This is a genomic window from Trabulsiella odontotermitis (assembly GCF_030053895.1).
GTDB classification, from domain to species: Bacteria; Pseudomonadota; Gammaproteobacteria; order Enterobacterales; family Enterobacteriaceae; genus Trabulsiella; species Trabulsiella odontotermitis_C.
In genome coordinates this window covers 1,888,609-1,907,277 of record NZ_CP125781.1, presented here as the reverse complement: position 1 = coordinate 1,907,277, position 18,669 = coordinate 1,888,609, and the positions used below count along the sequence as shown (strand labels likewise).

Here is an 18,669-nt window from a genome sequence, read left to right as displayed (position 1 = left end):
TTAAGAAATCAAACGATAAAGCGGTTCCCGATCACACCACCGGGCTTTATAGTCAGCCGTCGGACGGCCAAAGCTAAATCGCATCTGCTTCCCTGCCGTTCGGCAATAATCTTGCGCTGCCTGAATATTCACCCATGCCGCCAGCGTACCTACAGACAACGATGACAACGAGAGATCCATTCCGGCGTTAATGTAATCCAGATAAACACGTTGGTTGTCTTCTGACTTAGTGAGCCATTGCATGGCGCAGGGTTCACCGTTGAAGATGAGTATTTTTCCAAACATGAGATCGGGTATTTCATGCAGTAATTCAGCGACCGGCTCTGTGGTGATCTGTTTATTTCTTCGCAGAAAATACAGGTGAGCATAAATACTGATGAGTTCATCATGTGAATAATCGGTCACACAGCGGACTTCGCCGCCACTGCTCAGAAATCGTTTTAATTCCCGATTACGGGACTGGCGTGTTTTCTGACTTACCGGTCTGACAATACTGATTTCTCTTCCTGCATTGAGCCAGTGGCTGCAGTTCATGAATGATGCATGATTAAGCCCGGACAGAAATTTTGTTCTGAACGGTAATAATGTTCTGATCTCCGGAGAGACAGGCAATACCAGCTCGTCAAAATTAAGGGGATAACGGGATAGCTGATGTGCTTTCACTGGTCTCTGATCACCAGCAATGTATTTACCTTCCCAGACACATACGCCACCTGTTAGCTTTCCCATCCTGTTCCGTTGAACAAAGAATGCTTCGTTAAGACGATGTCGGGTATGGAAGAAATGAAGTACACGGGGATCGGCGAGTGTGCTCCCACCAAACAGATACCAGGCCTGGACATAATCCTCAAAAGAGGCTTCCTGCCAGCCAAAGCGACGGGATAAAAAGTACATGAACGTTCCTTGTCGTTACTTTCTGTGTTCAGATGCTTTAACAGGAATTTCCCGTTTTTCCCTTATCTCCTGGTTAACGAGTATCAGGCAATGATCGCAGTACTCGTTGTCCAGCCCGAAAAGGCGATCCAGCAGGCTCCTCTTCTTATTGCATCGCATACATCTTTTCATTCCATTACCTAATCGCATTCCGCTGTCACGCACGCAGGGCAAAAGGCTCCCGCCCCGTCAAAAGACAGAAAATGAATTAATAAACAAAGAGTTATTTTTTTGAGAATCTATCACAAGCGAAGCGGGGCTGGATAATTCATTTTGCAGATCGATTTTCTCTGATCGATCGTTTTTACCGATCATATTGCTGTGAAATCCGGACGTTAACAGCAGTATCGGCGGCAGATCCGTTCCGAAATGGAGATGTGTCAGTAAGATCACTGCGAGGGCTAATTCAGAGAAAAAAGGAAACCCCAACTTGTTGGTGCAATTTATTAACTCTTTGTCGTTAATTTCTCAAACCTGCTCTCGATAATATAGCTGTTTCTCTATGATATATGCGCAGTTAACACGGGTGAGCGAATGAGCTATTTTAGTGCAACTCATCGCCCCAGGTTAGTGCAATACTTTCTCATTTCTGATTTTATTTTCATAAGAAATTACTAGTTGACAATGTTCAGAAATAATTTTTATAGTGAAGCTGACTCCTCCGCAAGAACGCCAACGTTGTCGGCTTGTGGTTATGGCAATAGAGCCCTCGCAATGTCATCTGACTTTGCCGGGCTTTTTTTTTGGCTTTTTTTCAGGTTTAACTCTTAATTGAATCAGGGGAACTTATGTCCAGAATAAAATGTCATTACAGCATGCTATCAATCGCACTTGCCACTGCATTTAGCTTAATCTATTCAGGTACGGCAATGGCAGCAGAACAACCGATAAAAATTGGTTTACTGGAAGATGCATCAGGTAATTTTGCCTTACCGGTTATTCCTAAAATTCATGCTACTGAACTTGCAATAGAAGAGATTAATGCCAAAGGCGGAATACTTGGGCGAAAAATCGATTTGGTAAAATATGATACGCAATCCGACAATACACGATTTCAACAAATGGCCCGTCGTCTGATTAAAAACGATAAAGTGGATGTGATTTTTGGGGCATTTTCCAGCGCATCGCGTGAGGCTATCCGGCCGATTATGGATCGTGAAAAGCAACTTTACTGGTATAACAATCAGTATGAAGGTGGCGTGTGTGACTCTAATGTTTTCGTCACCGGCGCGGTTCCTGAACAACAATTTTCTACATTAATTCCATGGATGATGGCGAAGTATGGTAAAAAAGTTTATACCATTGCTGCCGATTATAATTTCGGGCAAATCTCGGCCGAATGGGTCCGCAAAATTGTGAAAGAAAATGGTGGTACTATGGTGGGTGAAGAATTTATCCCACTGAGTGTCTCGCAATTTGGTCAAACTATTCAAAACATCCAGAAAGCCAAACCCGATTTTGTAATGACATTATTGGTTGGGGCTAACCAGTCTTCCTATTATGAGCAACAAGCAGCCGCAAAACTAAATTTACCAATGGGGAGTTCCGTCAACGTTGGTCAGGCTTATGAGCATAAACGCTTTAAAGCCCCGGCGCTGAAAGACATGTATGTCACTGCGAATTATATAGAAGAAGTAGACAGCCCTGCCAGTAATGACTTCAAAAAACGCTTCCATGCCAAATTCCCGAATGAACCTTATATCAATCAGGAAGCGGCTAATGCCTATGATGCGGTTTATCTTTACAAGGCGGCGGTAGAGAAAGCAGGCACAACGGATATGGATGCTGTTCGTAAATCGCTGGAAAGTGGTGATATCTGTACTGATGGACCGTCCGGAAAAGTATGTATTGATCCAAAAAGTCACCATCTGAGCCATACCATTTATCTGGCCCATGTAAAAGATGATCATTCTATCGAGATACCTAAGGTATGGAAGGATATCAAACCTTACTGGCTCGGAGAGGCTGGTTGTAATTTGCCGGTAAAACCGGACTACAGCCAGTACACCCCATCATCGCCACCCACAAAATCGTAAATCAAACCACGTTATCAGGGAAGCGCCCGTGTACCGGGAACTTCCCTGATAGATCCATTTTTAATCGTGTCAATCAGGACACCGGGGATTGCCAACGATGTTCGTGCTCTCTTTTATTTATTCAGTGATCTATCAGTTTGGCGATAACTTCGCTTATCTGGTGCTGGCAGCATTGGGGCTGGCGGTTATATTCGGCATGATGGGGGTAATAAATTTAGCTCACGGTGAGTTCATTATGTGTGGTGCCTACGTCACCATACTGATGAACAAAGCGGGTTTGCTGCTTCCGTTTGCCATGCTGTGCGGTACATTAGCCGCTGCATTTTTCGGCGGGGTCGTCGAGCGTCTCGTCGTGCGCCATCTTTATGGGCGTCTGTATGACTCGGTAGTCGCAACCTGGGCTATTAGCCTGATTGTGCAACAAAGCATGTTGCTCATCGCAGGGCCATCTCTGGAAGGGCTCTCTACACCTTTCGGCGCTTTCACTCTCGGCGAATACTCTTTTGCGACCTACCGTGCACTGCTGCCTTTCTTCGCCATCGCTATATTAATGATGCTCTATTGGTTGTTTTTCCACACCAACTACGGCGTCTGTGCCAGAGCGACGATTCAAAATGCCCGTATGGCCTCCTGCCTGGGGTTACAAACTGACCGTATTTATACACAAACTTTCGCGCTGGGTGCCGGACTGGCCGGGCTGGCCGGGGCTATTTATGCTCCGACGCTGACCGCCGTCCCTACCATGGGAAGCAGCTTTATTATCCAGGCCTTTGTTTCCGTCGTCGTGGGTGGCGCAAATGTACTGGTTGGCACAATTCCTGCAGCAATTGCATTAGGCGCAATACAGACCGGGTTAAATTCCTGGTATGGGCAACTTGCAGGCCAAATTGGCTTGCTGGTCACCGCAGTACTGGTTATTCGCGTACTGCCGAATGGCGTTGGCAGCCTGTTTACCCGTAACCGCTAGGAGCTGCATGTGGCAACAACCTCTCTTAATTTATCGGCGAATGGTATGAAGAAACACAGACAATCCCCGACCCGTCTGGCGACCTTGTTAATTTTAGCGGGTGCTCTCATGCTACCGTTAGTGGTCGATAGCGCTACGATCGGCGACTTTTCCTACTTTCTTCTGTGGACCTTCGGCGCCATCGGATTGGCTGCAATGTGGGGGCATGGTGGTATTTTATCTTTCGGCCAAACGGCATTCTTTGGTCTGGCGGGTTACACCTATGGTGTGATGACATTAAACTTCGGCGCCGGCGTGCTCTCTACCTGGTCCGGATTAATTGTTGCGTTGCTGATTGCCGCCGCTGCGGCGGCGGCACTGGGTTACCTGATGTTTTACGGCGGGATAACCGGTATTTTTGTCGGTATTGTTACCCTGTCCTGCACGCTGGTTCTGGAAACCTTCATGTCACAAACTGCAGGTCCACAATGGGCTATCGGCAGTGCGCGTTTGAATGGTTTCAACGGCATGTCAGGCATGCCCCCCCTGTCCGTGCCATGGTTTAGTGGTGAATTGCCACTGGAAGACAATGGTTTTTATTACCTGATTATCCTGTTGCTCGCGGGTGTTTATTGGGGGGTGCGGAAGTTATTACGCTCCAATTTTGGCCTGACGCTGGCCTCTATTCGCGAAAATCCTCATCGGGCAGAGATGCTCGGCATTGATATCCGCCGTTACCAATTACTGGTGTTTGTGCTGGGAGGCGTACTTTCTGGCCTGTCCGGGGCACTTTATACCCTGTGGGGATCATATATTACCCCGTCATCAATGGGTTTATCCGCCGCTGCAATGCCGGTCATCTGGGTAGCCACCGCTGGGCGGAAAAACATTTTTGGCACGGTGATCATTACTGCCTTACTAGTGTGGCTATCCCAATGGCTAGCTGTTTATGGTAGCGAATATGCCTTGATTCTACTGGGTGCCATCTTGCTGTTAGTCGTATTAGCCGCGCCCAACGGACTTTTGTCCTGGCTGGCTGAGAGCATCACCCGCTTGATCTCCTCACGCCGGAAAAAGGAGGGCTCGCTATGAATCAGGTCTCGCAGGAACTGATCCTTGAAACACGTGGATTAAGCAAACACTTCGGTGGTGCCCAGGTCATCAATCACGTTGATTTACAAATACGTCGTGGCGAAGTGCGCTGTGTCATTGGCCCAAATGGCGCCGGTAAAAGTACCTTTTTCAAATTACTCACTGGCGAACATGTACCCAGTGATGGAGATATTCACTTTTTCAATCAGCGGATAAATACCTTAGCGCCTTTTCAGCGTATTCAAAGGGGAATGAGCATTAAGTTTCAAATTCCCGGGATTTTCCCCGAGCTGACAGTTGAGCAACATTTGCAATTATCTCTTAGCCATTTACGCCCGGAAGTTCGCTCACAGGCAGTCAGTGTGGATGAGTTATTAGAGCGTTTTAAGCTTACCGCTGAATATCATCAACTGGCGGCTAATCTCTCCCACGGCAAAAAACAATGGCTGGAAATTGCCATGGCGGTGTCGCTGCAACCCACTTTACTCATGCTCGATGAACCCGTAGCGGGTTTGTCAATTGATGAAACCTACCTGACCGGCGAGTTAATTAAGCAAATGCAAAATGACGGTCTGACATTACTGGTCGTGGAGCACGATATGACATTTGTGCGGCAAATAGCGTCACAGGTCACAGTCCTTCATGGGGGGAAAGTGTTTGCGGACGGTAATGCCGGCGAAGTGCTGGCCCGCGAGGACGTAGCAGATATCTATTTGGGGAAAGCCGTATGACTAACGTTGTTTTACAAATGCAGGGGCTGGCCGGTGGCTATGGCGGTGGGCAAGTTCTCAATGGCGTAACACTGCAACTACATGCAGCCGAGGTACTGGGATTGATTGGCCGCAATGGCGTAGGGAAAACCACCCTGATGCGCACATTAATTGGCGTGGTTCCGGCAAAGCAAGGCCAAATTTTGTTGGGTGAAACTGATATTACTCAGGCATCACCGCAGCGCCGCGCTCGTTTGGGCGTTGGCTACGTCCCGCAAGGACGTGAAGTTTTTACCGGGCTGACCGTGTTGGAGAATCTGCAAGTCGGTATGCAATTTGTCCGTGAACACCGCGAATTTGCAAAAGACATGCTGGAGCGGGTACTGGATTACTTCCCCATCTTGCGGCAAAGACTCAAGCAAAAAGCCGGCACTATGAGTGGTGGTGAGCAACAACAACTGGCGATTGCCAGAGCCCTGGTGGGATCACCAAAGGTCCTGCTACTGGATGAACCTTCTGAAGGTGTCCAGCCTTCTATCGTCAATATCATTGCCGATACCCTGGTGCGTATCGCCCGGGAACTACATGTGGCCGTGATCCTGGTCGAACAGGATATTGCGATGATCCAGCGGGCCGCTCAACGTTGTGCGGTAATGGATAAAGGCCTGGTTGTAGAAACGCTGACCCAACAGCAGCTTTCTGATGATCTTTTAATGCGTCGTCATCTGGCTCTGTAACCAGATGCTTAAATTACGTGGAGAATGACATATGAAATGGTTGGAAGAATCAATTATGGCCAGACGCGGTGTTGGTGCTGGACGTAAACCGGTAACACATCACCTGACGGAAGAAATGCAAAAAGAATTTCATTACACCATCGGCCCTTATTCCACACCCGTCCTGACTATCGAACCAGGTGACCGGATTATTGTCGACACGCGAGACGCTTTTGAAGGTGCTATTAATTCGGAACAGGATATTCCGAGCCAGTTGCTCAAAATGCCCTTTCTTAACCCACAAAACGGGCCGATCATGGTTAATGGTGCGGAGAAAGGCGATGTGATCGCTGTTTATATAGAATCCATGTTGCCCCGCGGCGTTGATCCGCACGGCATCTGCGCCATGATCCCGCATTTTGGCGGACTCACCGGGACCGATCTGACTGCCATGCTCAATGACCCGCTGCCCGAAAAGGTGCGCATGATTAAGCTCGACAGTGAAAAGGTCTACTGGAGCAAACGCCATACCCTTCCCTATAAACCCCATATTGGCACCCTGAGCGTATCGCCAGAAATTGACTCAATCAATTCACTGACGCCGGACAATCACGGCGGAAATATGGATGTGCCGGATATAGGGCCTGGCAGTATTACTTATCTGCCAGTACGTGCGCCTGGAGGCCGCCTGTTTATTGGTGATGCTCACGCCTGTCAGGGCGATGGTGAGATTTGTGGTACTGCGGTGGAATTTGCCTCAATTACCACCATCAAAGTCGATTTGATCAAAAACTGGCAGCTTTCCTGGCCAAGAATGGAGAATGCCGAAAATATTATGAGTATTGGCAGCGCACGTCCGCTGGAGGATGCGACGCGAATTGCTTATCGCGACCTGATTTACTGGCTTGTAGAAGACTTTGGCTTCGAACAATGGGATGCCTATATGCTACTGAGTCAATGCGGCAAAGTGCGACTGGGCAACATGGTAGACCCCAAATACACCGTTGGCGCCATGCTGAACAAAAACCTGTTAGTACAGTAGAAATAACTAACCGATGAATATTACCCCAACGTAAGTCGGGGTAATACGCAAGTTCAGATAATCGCCATTTTTAACAGCATAAGCAGGTGCATATGGGGCCAGATACACCCATCAATATTGGTTTACTGTACTCCTTCAGCGGGGTGACGGCGGCACAAGAGTTGTCACAATGGCGCGGAGCAACCCAGGCTATTGCCGAAATTAATCAAAATGGCGGCATCAACGGCAGACCACTCAGTACCATTCATTTGGATCCGCAATCTGACGATGCACAATTTCGTGCCCTGGCCGAGGAATTAATTACCAAACATGAAGTGAATGTGATTTTCGGCGGCTATACGTCCAGTAGCCGAAAAGCGATGTCACCGATTGTTGAAAAATATCGTCGGTTGCTGTTTTATTCGCAACTGTACGAGGGCTTTGAGTTTTCAGAAAACATTTTCTATGGCGGTGCCGCGCCCAATCAGAATTGTGTACAACTGGCTGACTACCTGGCGGCTCAATTTGGGGCACGGGTTTATTTGATTGGCTCCCGTTATATTTATCCCTACGAATGTAACCGCAACATGCAGGAATTAATTCTGCAACGGCATGACGGTGCAGTTATTGGTGAGCGTTATCTTGATTTGAATGCGCCCTATGAAGCTTTTCTACCGATTATTGATGAGATCATCAAAAAGCAGCCGGACTTTATTTTCAGCACGGTTGTCGGGCAGACCGTTCCCTTCCTGTATCAGGCTTATAAGGCGGCAGGTTTAGATCCTGCGCGTATGCCTATTGGTAGCTTAAATACATCAGAAACTGAGATTGCGATTATGGGCGCGGAGGCCGCGCAGGGGCATTTTACTTCCGCCCCCTATTTTCAAAGTATTAACACCAGGGCAAATCAATCCGCACTCAAACAATTCCATAAGCAATTCGGACCAGAAATGAGTACGGACATGAATTGGGAAGCCACTTACAGCCAGGTACACCTTTTTGCAAAAGCCATGGCCGAGTGCGGCAGTGATCATATCTACCCGTTATCAGCCGCGCTGAGGGGGAGCCAGTTTGATGCTCCTCAGGGACGCATTCGTATTGATCAGCTAAATCAGCATACCGGGCTCTATCCGCGCATTGGAATGGCGAATGAAAACGGGCAATTTACGATTGTGCAAGAGTCCCGCCGTATTGTCGATCCCGATCCCTATATGACCAATCAGATTCAGGGCGATTGGATAACAAAGCTAACAACAGTGGGGTATCCCTATGCGTCCTCACGATAGCAGGCTTAGCACAACAGCTTTATTACTGAGTCGGGGGATTCGTTGCGTCGTGTTACACCCCGATGATGATGACGGTGCAACACTCACCAACCATTTACGCCGCATGGGGTTTAAGGTTCAAGCCTTCTGGCCCATTCCTGAACGACTCCCCGCTGATACGGACCTGATTTTCTATGCATTACAGTCAGATAATCCGGAACCAGACGTGTCATGGCTCGATCTGAGTAAACATGTCCTTATCGCGGTTATCGCCTATGAAAATCCAACATTTATCGATCAAACCATCAGCATGGGTGCGGGAGCCACGATAACCACTCCGATTCGCTCTTCAGGTTTACTGTCTGCGATGGTGTTTGCTTTGCACCATGCACAGCAACAACGGCAGATGAGCGATCGAATAGAACGGCTGGAGAAAAAAATGCTGGGTATCCGTCAGGTTAGTGAAGCTAAAGCCATCCTGATGAGGATGCACAGCATTGGTGAAGAACAGGCTTATGAGATTCTGCGTCATCAGGCCATGGACAAACGTATTACTGTCGAAGAGATCTCATGTTCGTTAATACAAGCCAATGACATTTTCTCCTGGACTACACCCGGTGCGCCAGCCGCCGGAAAAATTAAGTAAGCCTGACCCGGGCACCCTGAACATCGCATTTATTAATTGTGAGGATCATCATGTCAATAGCCCCTTATCTTGCAGCGGCCATTCAATTCGAACCCTTAATGTTTGCAAAAGAAGCCAATTTACGTCAATTACTTATCCTGGTTGAACAGGCGGCACAGAAAGGTGCGCGCCTGATTACAACCCCGGAAATGGCAACAACGGGATACTGTTGGTTTGATCGGCAGGAGATTGCGCCGATGGTGGAAACCGTCCCTGGCGAGAGTACGGCACGTTTTGCTGAATTAGCGCAACGTTATCAATGCTATATCGTTTTAGGGATGCCTGAGATCGACCCCACTACATCGCTGTATTACAACAGCGCCGTATTGATCGGGCCTGAGGGCGTTATGGGTTGCCATCGTAAAAGCCATCCCTATATTTCAGAACCCAAATGGGCTGCGGCAGGTGATGTTGGACATCAGGTCTTTGATACCCCGCTAGGGCGCATTGGCATGCTGGTTTGTATGGATATTCACTTCCCTGAAACCGCCCGCTTGCTGGCACTGGACGGCGTTGACGTCATTTGTCACATCAGCAACTGGTTGGCAGAGCGCACCCCCGCGCCCTACTGGATTAGCCGGGCGATGGAAAATGGTTGCTATCTGCTGGAGAGTAACCGCTGGGGATTAGAGCGCGGAGTCCAGTTTAGCGGCGGTAGCTGTATTATTGAGCCTGATGGCAACATTGCCGCAGTGGTCGATGACGGTGATGGGATAGCTTATGCCGGGATCGATATCAACCGTAGCCGCCAGCGCCAGGTATTGGGAGAGCCGGTTTTTTATCAACGCCGCCCTGATCATTATCACTTACTATTAAGCGACAGCTTTTTATGGAACCCGCAGGATTTCTTTGGGCTGTACGGGCATCAGCCGCTACCCCCGGGCAAGCAGAGCCGTATCACGGTGGCGCAGTTCTCTCCCGTTGAGCACGTTGAAGATAATCTGGCGGCGATAACCGCCATGACAAAAGAGGCCGTTCTGGAGCAAGGTAGCGAGCTGGTCGTCTTTCCGGAATTAGCCTTGACAGGTCGTTGCGACAACGCAGCTCATGCTCAAACGTTAGAAAGCCCGGCAGTACAGACGCTGGCTCGCCTGGCTATGCAGTTAAGGGTCTACCTGGTGGTCGGAATGGCCGAAAAGCAACAGGATAAAAACTACAACGCACAGATGCTGTTTGGGCCAGAAGGAATCATCGGCAGTTACAGACAAATACATCTTTCGCAGGAAAACCAAAAATGGGCCAGCGCTGGAGAACACTGGAAAGTGTTTGATACTGCGGTTGGCAGAATTGGATTGTTGTCAGGCCACGATGCACTATTCCCCGAATCTGCACGAATTCTCGCATTAATGGGATGCGATATTATTACGTGTTCTGCTGCACTTTCGACAGGGTTTACCGCCGCCCACGCAGGCAGCTCAGTGACGCAGAATTTCCCCATTCCGACAGGGGCCGATCCGCTGCATTGGCACTTATTCAGAACCCGTGCGGGAGAAAACAATCTTTATCTGGTTTTTGCTAATGCACTTGATGATACCAATGGGGCGGGAGGATTTAGCGGAATTTTCGGGCCAGAAACCTTTACCTTTCCACGGCAAGAACGGCTACTCTGGCAGGAAACGCGGGTAGCAACACAAAGCATCAATACTGGCTCTGTTGCTAACGGCCCCTATCCAACGAATGTGGTACGTCGTAAGGACCTGGTCGCCATGCGCCAGCCCCATCACTACAAGCCGCTACTGAATTAAGCCCTTTCGCTACAACTCAGGTTTTTAATGGCGCCCTTCATCACGGGGGAAGCAAGAAAGACTGATCCGGACGACCACGCTAAAGGAAAATGGCACAACAGAAACCGTACAAAAAGAAAAACCCCAGCTGATTGCTCAGCTGGGGTTTATATCTGGCGGAAGCGCAGAGATTCGAACTCTGGAACCCTTTCGGGTCGCCGGTTTTCAAGACCGGTGCCTTCAACCGCTCGGCCACACTTCCGGAATGAGGCGCACTATAAACATCCCTGTTCGTCGTGTAAAGCCCGTTTTTGATCGTTTGCCTGAAAAACCATCAAAATGCCGTTTTTCGCCTGAAATTGCAGCGCATTAACCCGTTATTCAGCGCCTTAGCGCCCTCAGAGTCACTGTTTTTTTATGTACATGTCTTTGGTGTAGTAGTACCCCAGCCGGTCCGGGTTAAATCCCCCCACCCACGGCTTGACCAGATGGGCGCGGACGTAGTGATACAGGGGAATCGCCGGCACATCCTGCCCCAGACTGTTTTCCGCCTGCTGATAGTATTTACCGCGGTCAGCCACCTTTTCCGCCTTCGACGCATTGATGAGCGCCTCGTCGAATGCCGGGCTGCTATACCGGCTGGTATTTTCGCTATCGCCGGTACGGAAGTTGTTCAGGAAGGTCGAGGCGTCGTCATAGTCCGCAATCCAGGCGTAACGCACCACGTCAAAATTGCCGGTGTGCATGTTGTCGAGCATGGTCTTCCATTCCTGATTTTGTAGCTTCACTTCCACGCCAAGGTTCTTTTTCCACATCGAACAGGCAGCGATGGCAATACGCTGGTGCGACTCCTGGGTGTTATACAGCAGGCTGAAGGTCAATGGATGATCTTTGCCAAACCCTGCCGCTGCCAGCAGTTTTTGCGCTTCGCTGATGCGTTTTTCCATCGGCCAGCTGGCATAGTCCGGGTTCGTCAGTTTTACACCGCCGATATCCGGCTGACTGATAACCCAGGCGGCGCGCTGCCCCTGCCCCAGCACCTTTTGCGCAATGATGTCTTTATCCAGCGCCATATTGAGCGCCCGGCGAACGCGCGGGTCGTTAAACGGTGGTTTCGTGGTATTGAACTGGTAATAATACGTTGCGAGCTGCGGCGTCACGTTGAGCTGATCGCCCAGCGTTTTCTTCAGCGAGGCAAACTGGTTGATTGGCACCGTTGATGTAATATCAATCTCGCCCGCTTTGTAGCGGTTCACATCCGCCGTCTCCGAGGCGATTGGCAGGTAAGTGACCGTATTTATCACTGTATGCGTATCATCCCAGTAGCGGGGGTTACGCTGCGCCACGATGCGTTCGTTCACCACCCATTGCGAGAGCTTATAGGGGCCGCTGGTGACGATATGCTCGGGCTGAGTCCATTTGTCGCCAAAGCGGCTAATGAGGATTTTATCGACCGGTACCATTGACTGGTGAGCCAGCATCGGCAAAAACGCGGCATTTGGCTGGTTCAGCGTCACCTGAAGCGTGGTGTCGTTGAGCGCCTTCACGCCCAGCGTATCGGGCGTTTTTTTGCCTTCGGCAATTTCAGCCGCATTAACGATATGCATATTTGCCGGATAGGTCGCATATGGAGAGACGGTTTTAGGATCAACCAGACGTTGCCAGCTCCAGACGATATCCTGCGCCGTGATGGCTGTGCCATCCGACCAGGTAACGCCGGGGCGCAAATGGAATGTCCAGACGGTATTGGCTTGTTCCTCCCATTTTTCAGCCAGCCGCGGTTCGACCTGACCATCAACATTGACCGACACCAGCCCTTCGAACATATCCTTGATAATATTCGCTTCGACATCACTTTCAACTTTATGCGGATCGAGCGACGACGGCTCGCTGCCGTTGTTCCTGACCAGCACCTGCTCTGCCGCCAGTTCCGTCCCGGCAGGTACCGTGGCGGCAAAAGTGGCCGATGTCACGCACAGCAGTCCTGTAGTCAGCAATATTTGCGTAATGCGATTGTGCTTATATGATTTCATGTCCGTTGCCTTATGCAGAAAATTTTTTGCGACACTGCATCCAGTCTTAGACATGGAAATCCGCTAAAGCAATAATTTTCAGTAACCTATAAGATGTCGATCTGCTTCACCGGGTGAAAAAATCGTTTATGCTGACTTTCTGATTAACGGTGAAATAATCTGCTATTGAGAAAGGAAGCAGAATCAGTAAAGTTGGGTAAAAGCATTAGGGCTTTTGCTTTCCTTTTTTTATGCTTCTTCGTTAATGATATCTGTCATAAGAGAGTGACTTATGGATCGTATAATTACCTCGTCACGCGATCGTTCATCGCTGCTGAGTACGCATAAAGTTCTGCGTAATACCTATTTTCTTCTCAGCCTGACGCTGGCATTTTCTGCCATCACGGCAACGGCCAGCACCGTGCTGATGCTGCCATCGCCGGGGCTGATCCTGACGCTGGTTGGCATGTATGGTTTGATGTTCCTGACCTATAAGCTGGCGAACAAACCCAGCGGCATTCTGGCGGCTTTCGCGTTTACTGGCTTCCTGGGCTACATCCTCGGCCCGATCCTTAACGCGTATCTCTCTGCCGGAATGGGCGATGTCATCGGCATGGCGCTTGGCGGCACCGCGCTGGTGTTCTTCTGCTGCTCGGCTTACGTGCTGACCACCCGCAAAGACATGTCCTTCCTCGGTGGGATGCTGATGGCGGGTATCGTGGTAGTGCTGATTGGCATGGTGGCGAATATCTTCCTGCAACTGCCAGCGCTGCATCTGGCGATTAGCGCGGTATTCATCCTGATCTCTTCTGGTGCCATCCTGTTCGAGACCAGCAATATCATCCGCGGCGGCGAAACCAACTACATTCGTGCGACCGTCAGCCTGTACGTGTCGCTGTATAACATCTTTGTCAGCCTGCTGAGCATTCTTGGCTTCGCCAGCAGAGACTAACGGTTAACGTCCGACACGAAAGCTCCGCTTATGCGGGGCTTTCTTTTTTGCTACACTGCCGCCAGTTTGTTCGGATTATGAAGCACTATGTTTATTTTTGACGGCAGAGAAATTGAGACCGATAGCGAAGGCTATCTGAAAGACACCACGCTGTGGAGCGAGCCGATGGCGGCAGCGATTGCCGAAAACGAAGGTATCGCCCTCTCCCCGGAGCACTGGGAAGTGGTGCGTTTTGTGCGCGAGTTTTACCTCGAATTCAATACTTCACCCGCCATTCGCATGCTGGTGAAGGCGATGGCCAATAAGTTTGGTGAAGAGAAAGGCAACAGCCGCTATCTGTATCGTCTGTTCCCGAAAGGCCCGGCAAAGCAGGCGACCAAAATCGCCGGTCTGCCAAAGCCGGTGAAATGCATTTAGTAGCGGATATCGAAGTTATCCCACGTTCTGGCGGGTTGGTGTGGTTCAGTAAGCACTTTATCGACCCGCGCGTTCCGCGGCCCTCCCGCTTTCAGCCAGTCAATTAAGGCTTCCACCTGTTGCGCCTCGCCGCAGGCCAGCACTTCGACGCTGCCATCATCCAGATTGCGGGCATACCCGGTCAACCCCAGCTTCAGCGCCTCGCGTTGCGTACTGTAGCGAAACCCGACACCCTGAACGATGCCGTGAACCCATGCGCGGGTGCAGACGTTTGCCATCATTGTTCTCCTGTAATGTCTGACAGGTTGCATTTCCCTGAAGAAATACAACCTGTCGCTCATTATCGTTGAACTGTCAGAATAGCAAATTATTCAATGCCATTTCGTTTACTTCACGCATCGCGTGCATTGCGATGACTGGATCTGCTGGAAGAAGTCGTTGCCTTTATCATCCACCAGAATAAACGCCGGGAAATCTTCCACTTCGATTTTCCAGATGGCTTCCATTCCCAGTTCCGGGTATTCCACGCACTCCAGACTTTTGATGCTGCCCTGTGCCAGTACCGCCGCCGGGCCACCGATGCTGCCGAGGTAGAAACCGCCGTGCTTATGACACGCGTCCGTCACCTGCTGGCTGCGGTTGCCTTTGGCGAGCATGATCATGCTGCCACCTTCCGACTGGAGCTGATCAACGTAGGAGTCCATACGCCCGGCGGTGGTTGGTCCCAGCGAACCGGAGGCATACCCTGCCGGCGTTTTGGCCGGGCCGGCGTAGTAGATCGGGTGATCCTTGATGTACTGCGGCAGCCCTTCGCCTTTATCCATCCGCTCTTTCAGCTTCGCGTGGGCGATATCGCGCCCGACGATGATGGTGCCGGTCAGCGACAGGCGCGTGGATACCGGGTACTGCGACAGCTGTTTGAGAATTTCGCTCATCGGGCGGTTCAGATCCACACGCACCGCTTCACCCTCGCCCGCTTTACGCAGCGCTTCCGGGATGTATTTGCCCGGGTTATCTTCCAGTTTTTCCAGCCAGATGCCGTGACGGTTGATCTTCGCCTTGATGTTGCGGTCTGCCGAGCAGGAAACGCCCATACCGACCGGGCAGGAGGCACCGTGGCGCGGCAGACGGATCACGCGGATATCATGCGCGAAATACTTACCGCCAAACTGTGCGCCGAGACCGAGGTTCTGCGCCTCTTCCAGCAGCGCTTTTTCCAGCTGCACGTCACGGAATGCCTGGCCGTGCTCGTTACCTTCCGTCGGCAGCCCGTCATAGTATTTGGTTGAGGCCAGTTTGACGGTTTTCAGCGTGGATTCCGCCGAGGTGCCGCCAATGACAAACGCAATATGGTACGGCGGGCAGGCCGCGGTTCCCAGCGTGCGCATCTTTTCGACCAGATAGTCTTTCAGTTTCCCCGGCGTCAGCAGCGCCTTGGTTTCCTGATACAGATAGGTTTTGTTGGCCGAACCGCCACCCTTGGCGATGCAGAGGAATTTGTACTCGTCGCCGTCAACGCTGTAGAGGTCAATCTGCGCCGGCAGGTTGGTACCGGTGTTGACTTCTTTATACATGTCCAGCGCCGCGTTCTGCGAGTAACGCAGGTTGTCTTCGATGTAAGTGTTGTACACCCCGCGGGCCAGCGCCGCTTCATCGCCGCCGCCGGTCCAGACGCGCTGGCCTTTTTTGCCAGTGATGATGGCGGTGCCGGTGTCCTGACAGGTCGGCAGAATGCCCTTTGCGGCGATTTCAGAGTTACGCAGGAACTGCAGCGCGACGTATTTGTCGTTCTCGCTGGCTTCGGGATCACTCAGGATATCAGCGACCTGCTGCTGATGCGCCGGACGCAGCATAAACGAGGCATCGTGGAAGGCGTGTTGCGCGAGCAGGGTCAGCGCCTGTGGGTCTACTTTGAGGATCTCCTGCCCTTCAAATTCGGAGACGGACACATAATCGGGACTGAGGAGATAGTATTCGGTGTCATCCTTTGAAAGGGGGAAAGGTTCCTGATAATGAAAGGGTTTGTTCGACATTGTTTTCTCACTGATCATTGTGGTTATTTATGATTCAGGCAGATACGCACACCTTCCTGCGCCTCCACTGACGGAGGCGGCGGAGGTGTGCGAAAACCCGCTGTCGTTAACTGCGCTTTTCATCCCCGGCTTTTTTTCGTGGTGAGAGTGGATGCCGGTACTGCTTATATGAAGCATGTTTGCGCATAAAGGAGTCCAGCAAAAACTGGGCGTCCTGTTGTTCAACTTTTTTCTCACCGGCAGAGCCGGCATTCTCTTGCATGCTTACCATATTAATTACCCTGACATTGTCCCGCGGACAGAATACGTCGGAAATGAAAACCACACCGGAGCTGGTTGCCATGATCTCTGTCACAGTGATCAGCTCCGGTGGCATAACCAAAACTCCTTACAGGAATCCGTACATGGCAGCAAAGATCCAGCCAAAGACGCAGGATACGCTGACGCCAATCAGACCCGGCAGAATGAAGCTATGGTTAATGACAAAGCGCCCAATGCGGGTGGTTCCGGAACGGTCGAACTGAATCGCCGCCAGATCGCTTGGGTAAGTCGGCAGAATGTAGTAGCCGTAGCACGCCGGGGCAGACGCCACGATGTACGCCGGATCAACGCCGATAGCCAGTGCGACCGGAACAATCGCCGCCAGAGCAGCCGCCTGAGAGTTAACAAACTTGGACACCAGCAGCAGCACAATCGCGTAGGCCCACGGATACTCTTTCACCATTTCACCCAGTACGCCCTGGATTTCTTTCATGTGCGCACCGAACATGGTTTCTGCCATCCAGGCGATACCGTACACCGCCACAATCGCGATCATCCCTGAACGGAATACTTCGTTTTTGGAAATCGACGCGGGATTGGTTTTCGTCAGGATGATAATCAGCGCCCCGGTCAACAGCATGAACATCTGGATGACCAGCACCATGGACAGCGATTTGCCGCCAAAAGAAGGACGCAGTTCAGAGAAAGCACCGAGGATAGAAACTACCGCAATGGCGCCGAGGAAGATCCACATTGCCAGCCAGTTGCTTTTCGGCAATTTTTTGTCCAGCAGCGTAGCGGTGTCACCATACACATAGTGATGGTTTTCCGGCACAGAGATGAACTTCTGGAAATCTTCGTCTTTATCCAGATCTTTACCACGGAACCAGCTGAAAACACCGATTGCCAGGATACCCAGCAGCGTGGACGGAATAGTGATAGCAAGCAGGTCAAGGAACTCAAGATGCTTGCCTTCAAACGTCACGTTACCCAGCATGGCGACCAGAGAAACCACCGCAACGGAAACCGGGCTGGCGATAATCCCCATCTGCGCACCGATAGAGCTGGCGGCCATTGGGCGTTCCGGGCGAATGTTGTTTTTGATCGCCACATCGTAAATGATCGGCAGGATGGTATAGACCACGTGTCCGGTACCGCAGAGGATAGTCAGGGTACAGGTCACGAACGGCGCGACGATGGAAACGTATTTCGGGTTGCGACGCAGCAGTCTTTCGGCGATCTGCAACATCACATCCAGACCCCCTGACGCCTGCAAGGTTGCCGACGCGGCGACCACGGCGATGATCACCAGCATGACATCAACAGGCGGTTTACCTGGTTCGAGATGGAAAACGAATACCAGAATGACCAGGCCGATACCGCCTAACAAACCCAGTGCGATACCGCCTTTCCTGGCGCCATAAAACAAACATATTAATATTATGAGAAGTTGTATACTAAATAGCATTTATTTACCCTCGCGATAAAACTATCCAATTTTGATAAATAGATCACAGCCACGTTCTGTTTTTTGTGAATTAAGTGCAGACCCTGGCCAATATTCGTTCCGTCTGAAAGCGTGATTAATTTGTAAATATGGAATAAGGACTTCTCATGACATCCATGATCGTTCTTATCGACTTTTATGGTGTTTTCAGGGAGCATGCCTCCCCGGCGATGGGCAGTTTCGAAAAAGGTGAGCAGAGGCAGATTCAGTGCTTTATGTAGTATCTTTATGAAATATATAAACATATTTTCAGCTCACAGAATGTGCTTGTCCCTAAGATGTAGCAGATATCCATTGCTACTGTTTTAGTTTTTATTTGCCCGTCTGATTATTTACGGACTACTCCTTTGGGATTAAAA

Annotated in this window: 17 protein-coding genes and 1 tRNA gene; 11 read left to right on the top strand and 7 right to left on the bottom strand. The window is 50.5% G+C overall.

Annotation, left to right across the window (positions count from 1 at the left end):
* Positions 1-894 (bottom strand): GNAT family protein, encoded by an 894-nt coding sequence (locus tag QMG90_RS09070; protein WP_283283495.1) that lies wholly within the window; start codon positions 892-894, stop codon positions 1-3.
* 908 nt (positions 895-1,802) lie between these two features.
* Here QMG90_RS09070 and QMG90_RS09065 point away from each other — a divergent pair.
* From QMG90_RS09065 to QMG90_RS09025, 9 genes are all read left to right on the top strand, one after another.
* On the top strand, positions 1,803-2,969 hold the full coding sequence (locus QMG90_RS09065) for an urea ABC transporter substrate-binding protein (RefSeq protein WP_283283921.1): 1,167 nt from the start codon (positions 1,803-1,805) through the stop codon (positions 2,967-2,969).
* A 97-nt stretch (positions 2,970-3,066) separates the two neighbouring features.
* Positions 3,067-3,936 carry an ABC transporter permease subunit gene (locus QMG90_RS09060; RefSeq protein WP_283283920.1) on the top strand — a complete coding sequence of 290 codons (870 nt, stop codon included), beginning with the start codon at positions 3,067-3,069 and terminating at the stop codon, positions 3,934-3,936.
* A gap of 9 nt (positions 3,937-3,945) precedes the next feature.
* Positions 3,946-5,007 (top strand): ABC transporter permease subunit, encoded by a 1,062-nt coding sequence (locus tag QMG90_RS09055; protein ID WP_283283494.1) that lies wholly within the window; start codon positions 3,946-3,948, stop codon positions 5,005-5,007.
* Entirely contained in the window at positions 5,004-5,738 is a 735-nt protein-coding gene (locus QMG90_RS09050) for an ABC transporter ATP-binding protein (RefSeq protein ID WP_283283493.1), read from the top strand. Before QMG90_RS09055 ends, QMG90_RS09050 begins: the two co-directional genes overlap by 4 nt.
* Entirely contained in the window at positions 5,735-6,454 is a 720-nt protein-coding gene (locus QMG90_RS09045) for an ABC transporter ATP-binding protein (RefSeq protein ID WP_283283492.1), read from the top strand. The genes QMG90_RS09050 and QMG90_RS09045 overlap by 4 nt, the downstream gene beginning before the upstream one ends.
* A 31-nt stretch (positions 6,455-6,485) precedes the next feature.
* Positions 6,486-7,475, top strand: a complete 990-nt coding sequence (locus QMG90_RS09040; protein ID WP_283283491.1) for an acetamidase/formamidase family protein — start codon at positions 6,486-6,488, stop codon at positions 7,473-7,475.
* A gap of 92 nt (positions 7,476-7,567) precedes the next feature.
* Complete coding sequence (locus QMG90_RS09035; protein WP_283283490.1) at positions 7,568-8,740, top strand: transporter substrate-binding domain-containing protein; 1,173 nt, start codon at positions 7,568-7,570, stop codon at positions 8,738-8,740.
* Positions 8,724-9,365, top strand: a complete 642-nt coding sequence (locus QMG90_RS09030; RefSeq protein ID WP_346733140.1) for an ANTAR domain-containing response regulator — start codon at positions 8,724-8,726, stop codon at positions 9,363-9,365. Before QMG90_RS09035 ends, QMG90_RS09030 begins: the two co-directional genes overlap by 17 nt.
* Positions 9,366-9,415: 50 nt before the next feature.
* A complete protein-coding gene (locus QMG90_RS09025; protein WP_283283488.1) occupies positions 9,416-11,149 on the top strand; it encodes a nitrilase-related carbon-nitrogen hydrolase in 1,734 nt (577 codons plus the stop codon).
* Positions 11,150-11,302: 153 nt separating this feature from the next.
* Here QMG90_RS09025 and QMG90_RS09020 read toward each other — a convergent pair.
* A tRNA-Ser gene (locus QMG90_RS09020) sits at positions 11,303-11,390 on the bottom strand.
* Between the two features lie 142 nt (positions 11,391-11,532).
* On the bottom strand, positions 11,533-13,161 hold the full coding sequence (locus QMG90_RS09015; RefSeq protein WP_283283487.1) for an ABC transporter substrate-binding protein: 1,629 nt from the start codon (positions 13,159-13,161) through the stop codon (positions 11,533-11,535).
* A gap of 271 nt (positions 13,162-13,432) precedes the next feature.
* Here QMG90_RS09015 and yccA point away from each other — a divergent pair, with 271 nt between their 5' ends.
* Positions 13,433-14,092, top strand: coding sequence for an FtsH protease modulator YccA (yccA, locus tag QMG90_RS09010; protein ID WP_038154607.1), 660 nt, complete (start codon positions 13,433-13,435; stop codon positions 14,090-14,092).
* Between the two features lie 87 nt (positions 14,093-14,179).
* On the top strand, positions 14,180-14,509 hold the full coding sequence (gene tusE / locus QMG90_RS09005) for a sulfurtransferase TusE (protein WP_283283486.1): 330 nt from the start codon (positions 14,180-14,182) through the stop codon (positions 14,507-14,509).
* Here the strand turns inward: tusE and yccX are convergent.
* The 4 genes from yccX to dcuB form a co-directional block, all read right to left on the bottom strand.
* On the bottom strand, positions 14,506-14,787 hold the full coding sequence (gene yccX, locus QMG90_RS09000) for an acylphosphatase (protein WP_283283919.1): 282 nt from the start codon (positions 14,785-14,787) through the stop codon (positions 14,506-14,508). The genes tusE and yccX overlap by 4 nt on opposite strands.
* A 108-nt stretch (positions 14,788-14,895) precedes the next feature.
* Positions 14,896-16,542 carry a class I fumarate hydratase FumA gene (gene fumA, locus QMG90_RS08995; protein WP_283283484.1) on the bottom strand — a complete coding sequence of 549 codons (1,647 nt, stop codon included), beginning with the start codon at positions 16,540-16,542 and terminating at the stop codon, positions 14,896-14,898.
* Positions 16,543-16,648: 106 nt separating this feature from the next.
* Positions 16,649-16,918 carry a hypothetical protein gene (locus tag QMG90_RS08990; protein ID WP_283283483.1) on the bottom strand — a complete coding sequence of 90 codons (270 nt, stop codon included), beginning with the start codon at positions 16,916-16,918 and terminating at the stop codon, positions 16,649-16,651.
* A gap of 12 nt (positions 16,919-16,930) precedes the next feature.
* Positions 16,931-18,271, bottom strand: a complete 1,341-nt coding sequence (dcuB, locus tag QMG90_RS08985) for an anaerobic C4-dicarboxylate transporter DcuB (protein ID WP_283283482.1) — start codon at positions 18,269-18,271, stop codon at positions 16,931-16,933.
* Positions 18,272-18,669 lie beyond the last annotated feature (398 nt).

Excerpts from the sequence above, each read along its gene's own strand:
- QMG90_RS09035 (WP_283283490.1), top strand. The coding sequence starts at position 7,568 with ATGGGGCCAGATACACCCATCAATATTGGTTTACTGTACTCCTTCAGC.
- QMG90_RS08990 (WP_283283483.1), bottom strand. The coding sequence starts at position 16,918 with ATGCCACCGGAGCTGATCACTGTGACAGAGATCATGGCAACCAGCTCC.
- yccX (WP_283283919.1), bottom strand. The coding sequence starts at position 14,787 with ATGGCAAACGTCTGCACCCGCGCATGGGTTCACGGCATCGTTCAGGGT.
- tusE (WP_283283486.1), top strand. The coding sequence starts at position 14,180 with ATGTTTATTTTTGACGGCAGAGAAATTGAGACCGATAGCGAAGGCTAT.
- QMG90_RS09060 (WP_283283920.1), top strand. The coding sequence starts at position 3,067 with ATGTTCGTGCTCTCTTTTATTTATTCAGTGATCTATCAGTTTGGCGAT.
- QMG90_RS09045 (WP_283283492.1), top strand. The coding sequence starts at position 5,735 with ATGACTAACGTTGTTTTACAAATGCAGGGGCTGGCCGGTGGCTATGGC.
- dcuB (WP_283283482.1), bottom strand. The coding sequence starts at position 18,271 with ATGCTATTTAGTATACAACTTCTCATAATATTAATATGTTTGTTTTAT.
- QMG90_RS09070 (WP_283283495.1), bottom strand. The coding sequence starts at position 894 with ATGTACTTTTTATCCCGTCGCTTTGGCTGGCAGGAAGCCTCTTTTGAG.
- yccA (WP_038154607.1), top strand. The coding sequence starts at position 13,433 with ATGGATCGTATAATTACCTCGTCACGCGATCGTTCATCGCTGCTGAGT.
- fumA (WP_283283484.1), bottom strand. The coding sequence starts at position 16,542 with ATGTCGAACAAACCCTTTCATTATCAGGAACCTTTCCCCCTTTCAAAG.
- QMG90_RS09030 (WP_346733140.1), top strand. The coding sequence starts at position 8,724 with ATGCGTCCTCACGATAGCAGGCTTAGCACAACAGCTTTATTACTGAGT.
- QMG90_RS09050 (WP_283283493.1), top strand. The coding sequence starts at position 5,004 with ATGAATCAGGTCTCGCAGGAACTGATCCTTGAAACACGTGGATTAAGC.
- QMG90_RS09015 (WP_283283487.1), bottom strand. The coding sequence starts at position 13,161 with ATGAAATCATATAAGCACAATCGCATTACGCAAATATTGCTGACTACA.
- QMG90_RS09065 (WP_283283921.1), top strand. The coding sequence starts at position 1,803 with ATGGCAGCAGAACAACCGATAAAAATTGGTTTACTGGAAGATGCATCA.
- QMG90_RS09040 (WP_283283491.1), top strand. The coding sequence starts at position 6,486 with ATGAAATGGTTGGAAGAATCAATTATGGCCAGACGCGGTGTTGGTGCT.
- QMG90_RS09025 (WP_283283488.1), top strand. The coding sequence starts at position 9,416 with ATGTCAATAGCCCCTTATCTTGCAGCGGCCATTCAATTCGAACCCTTA.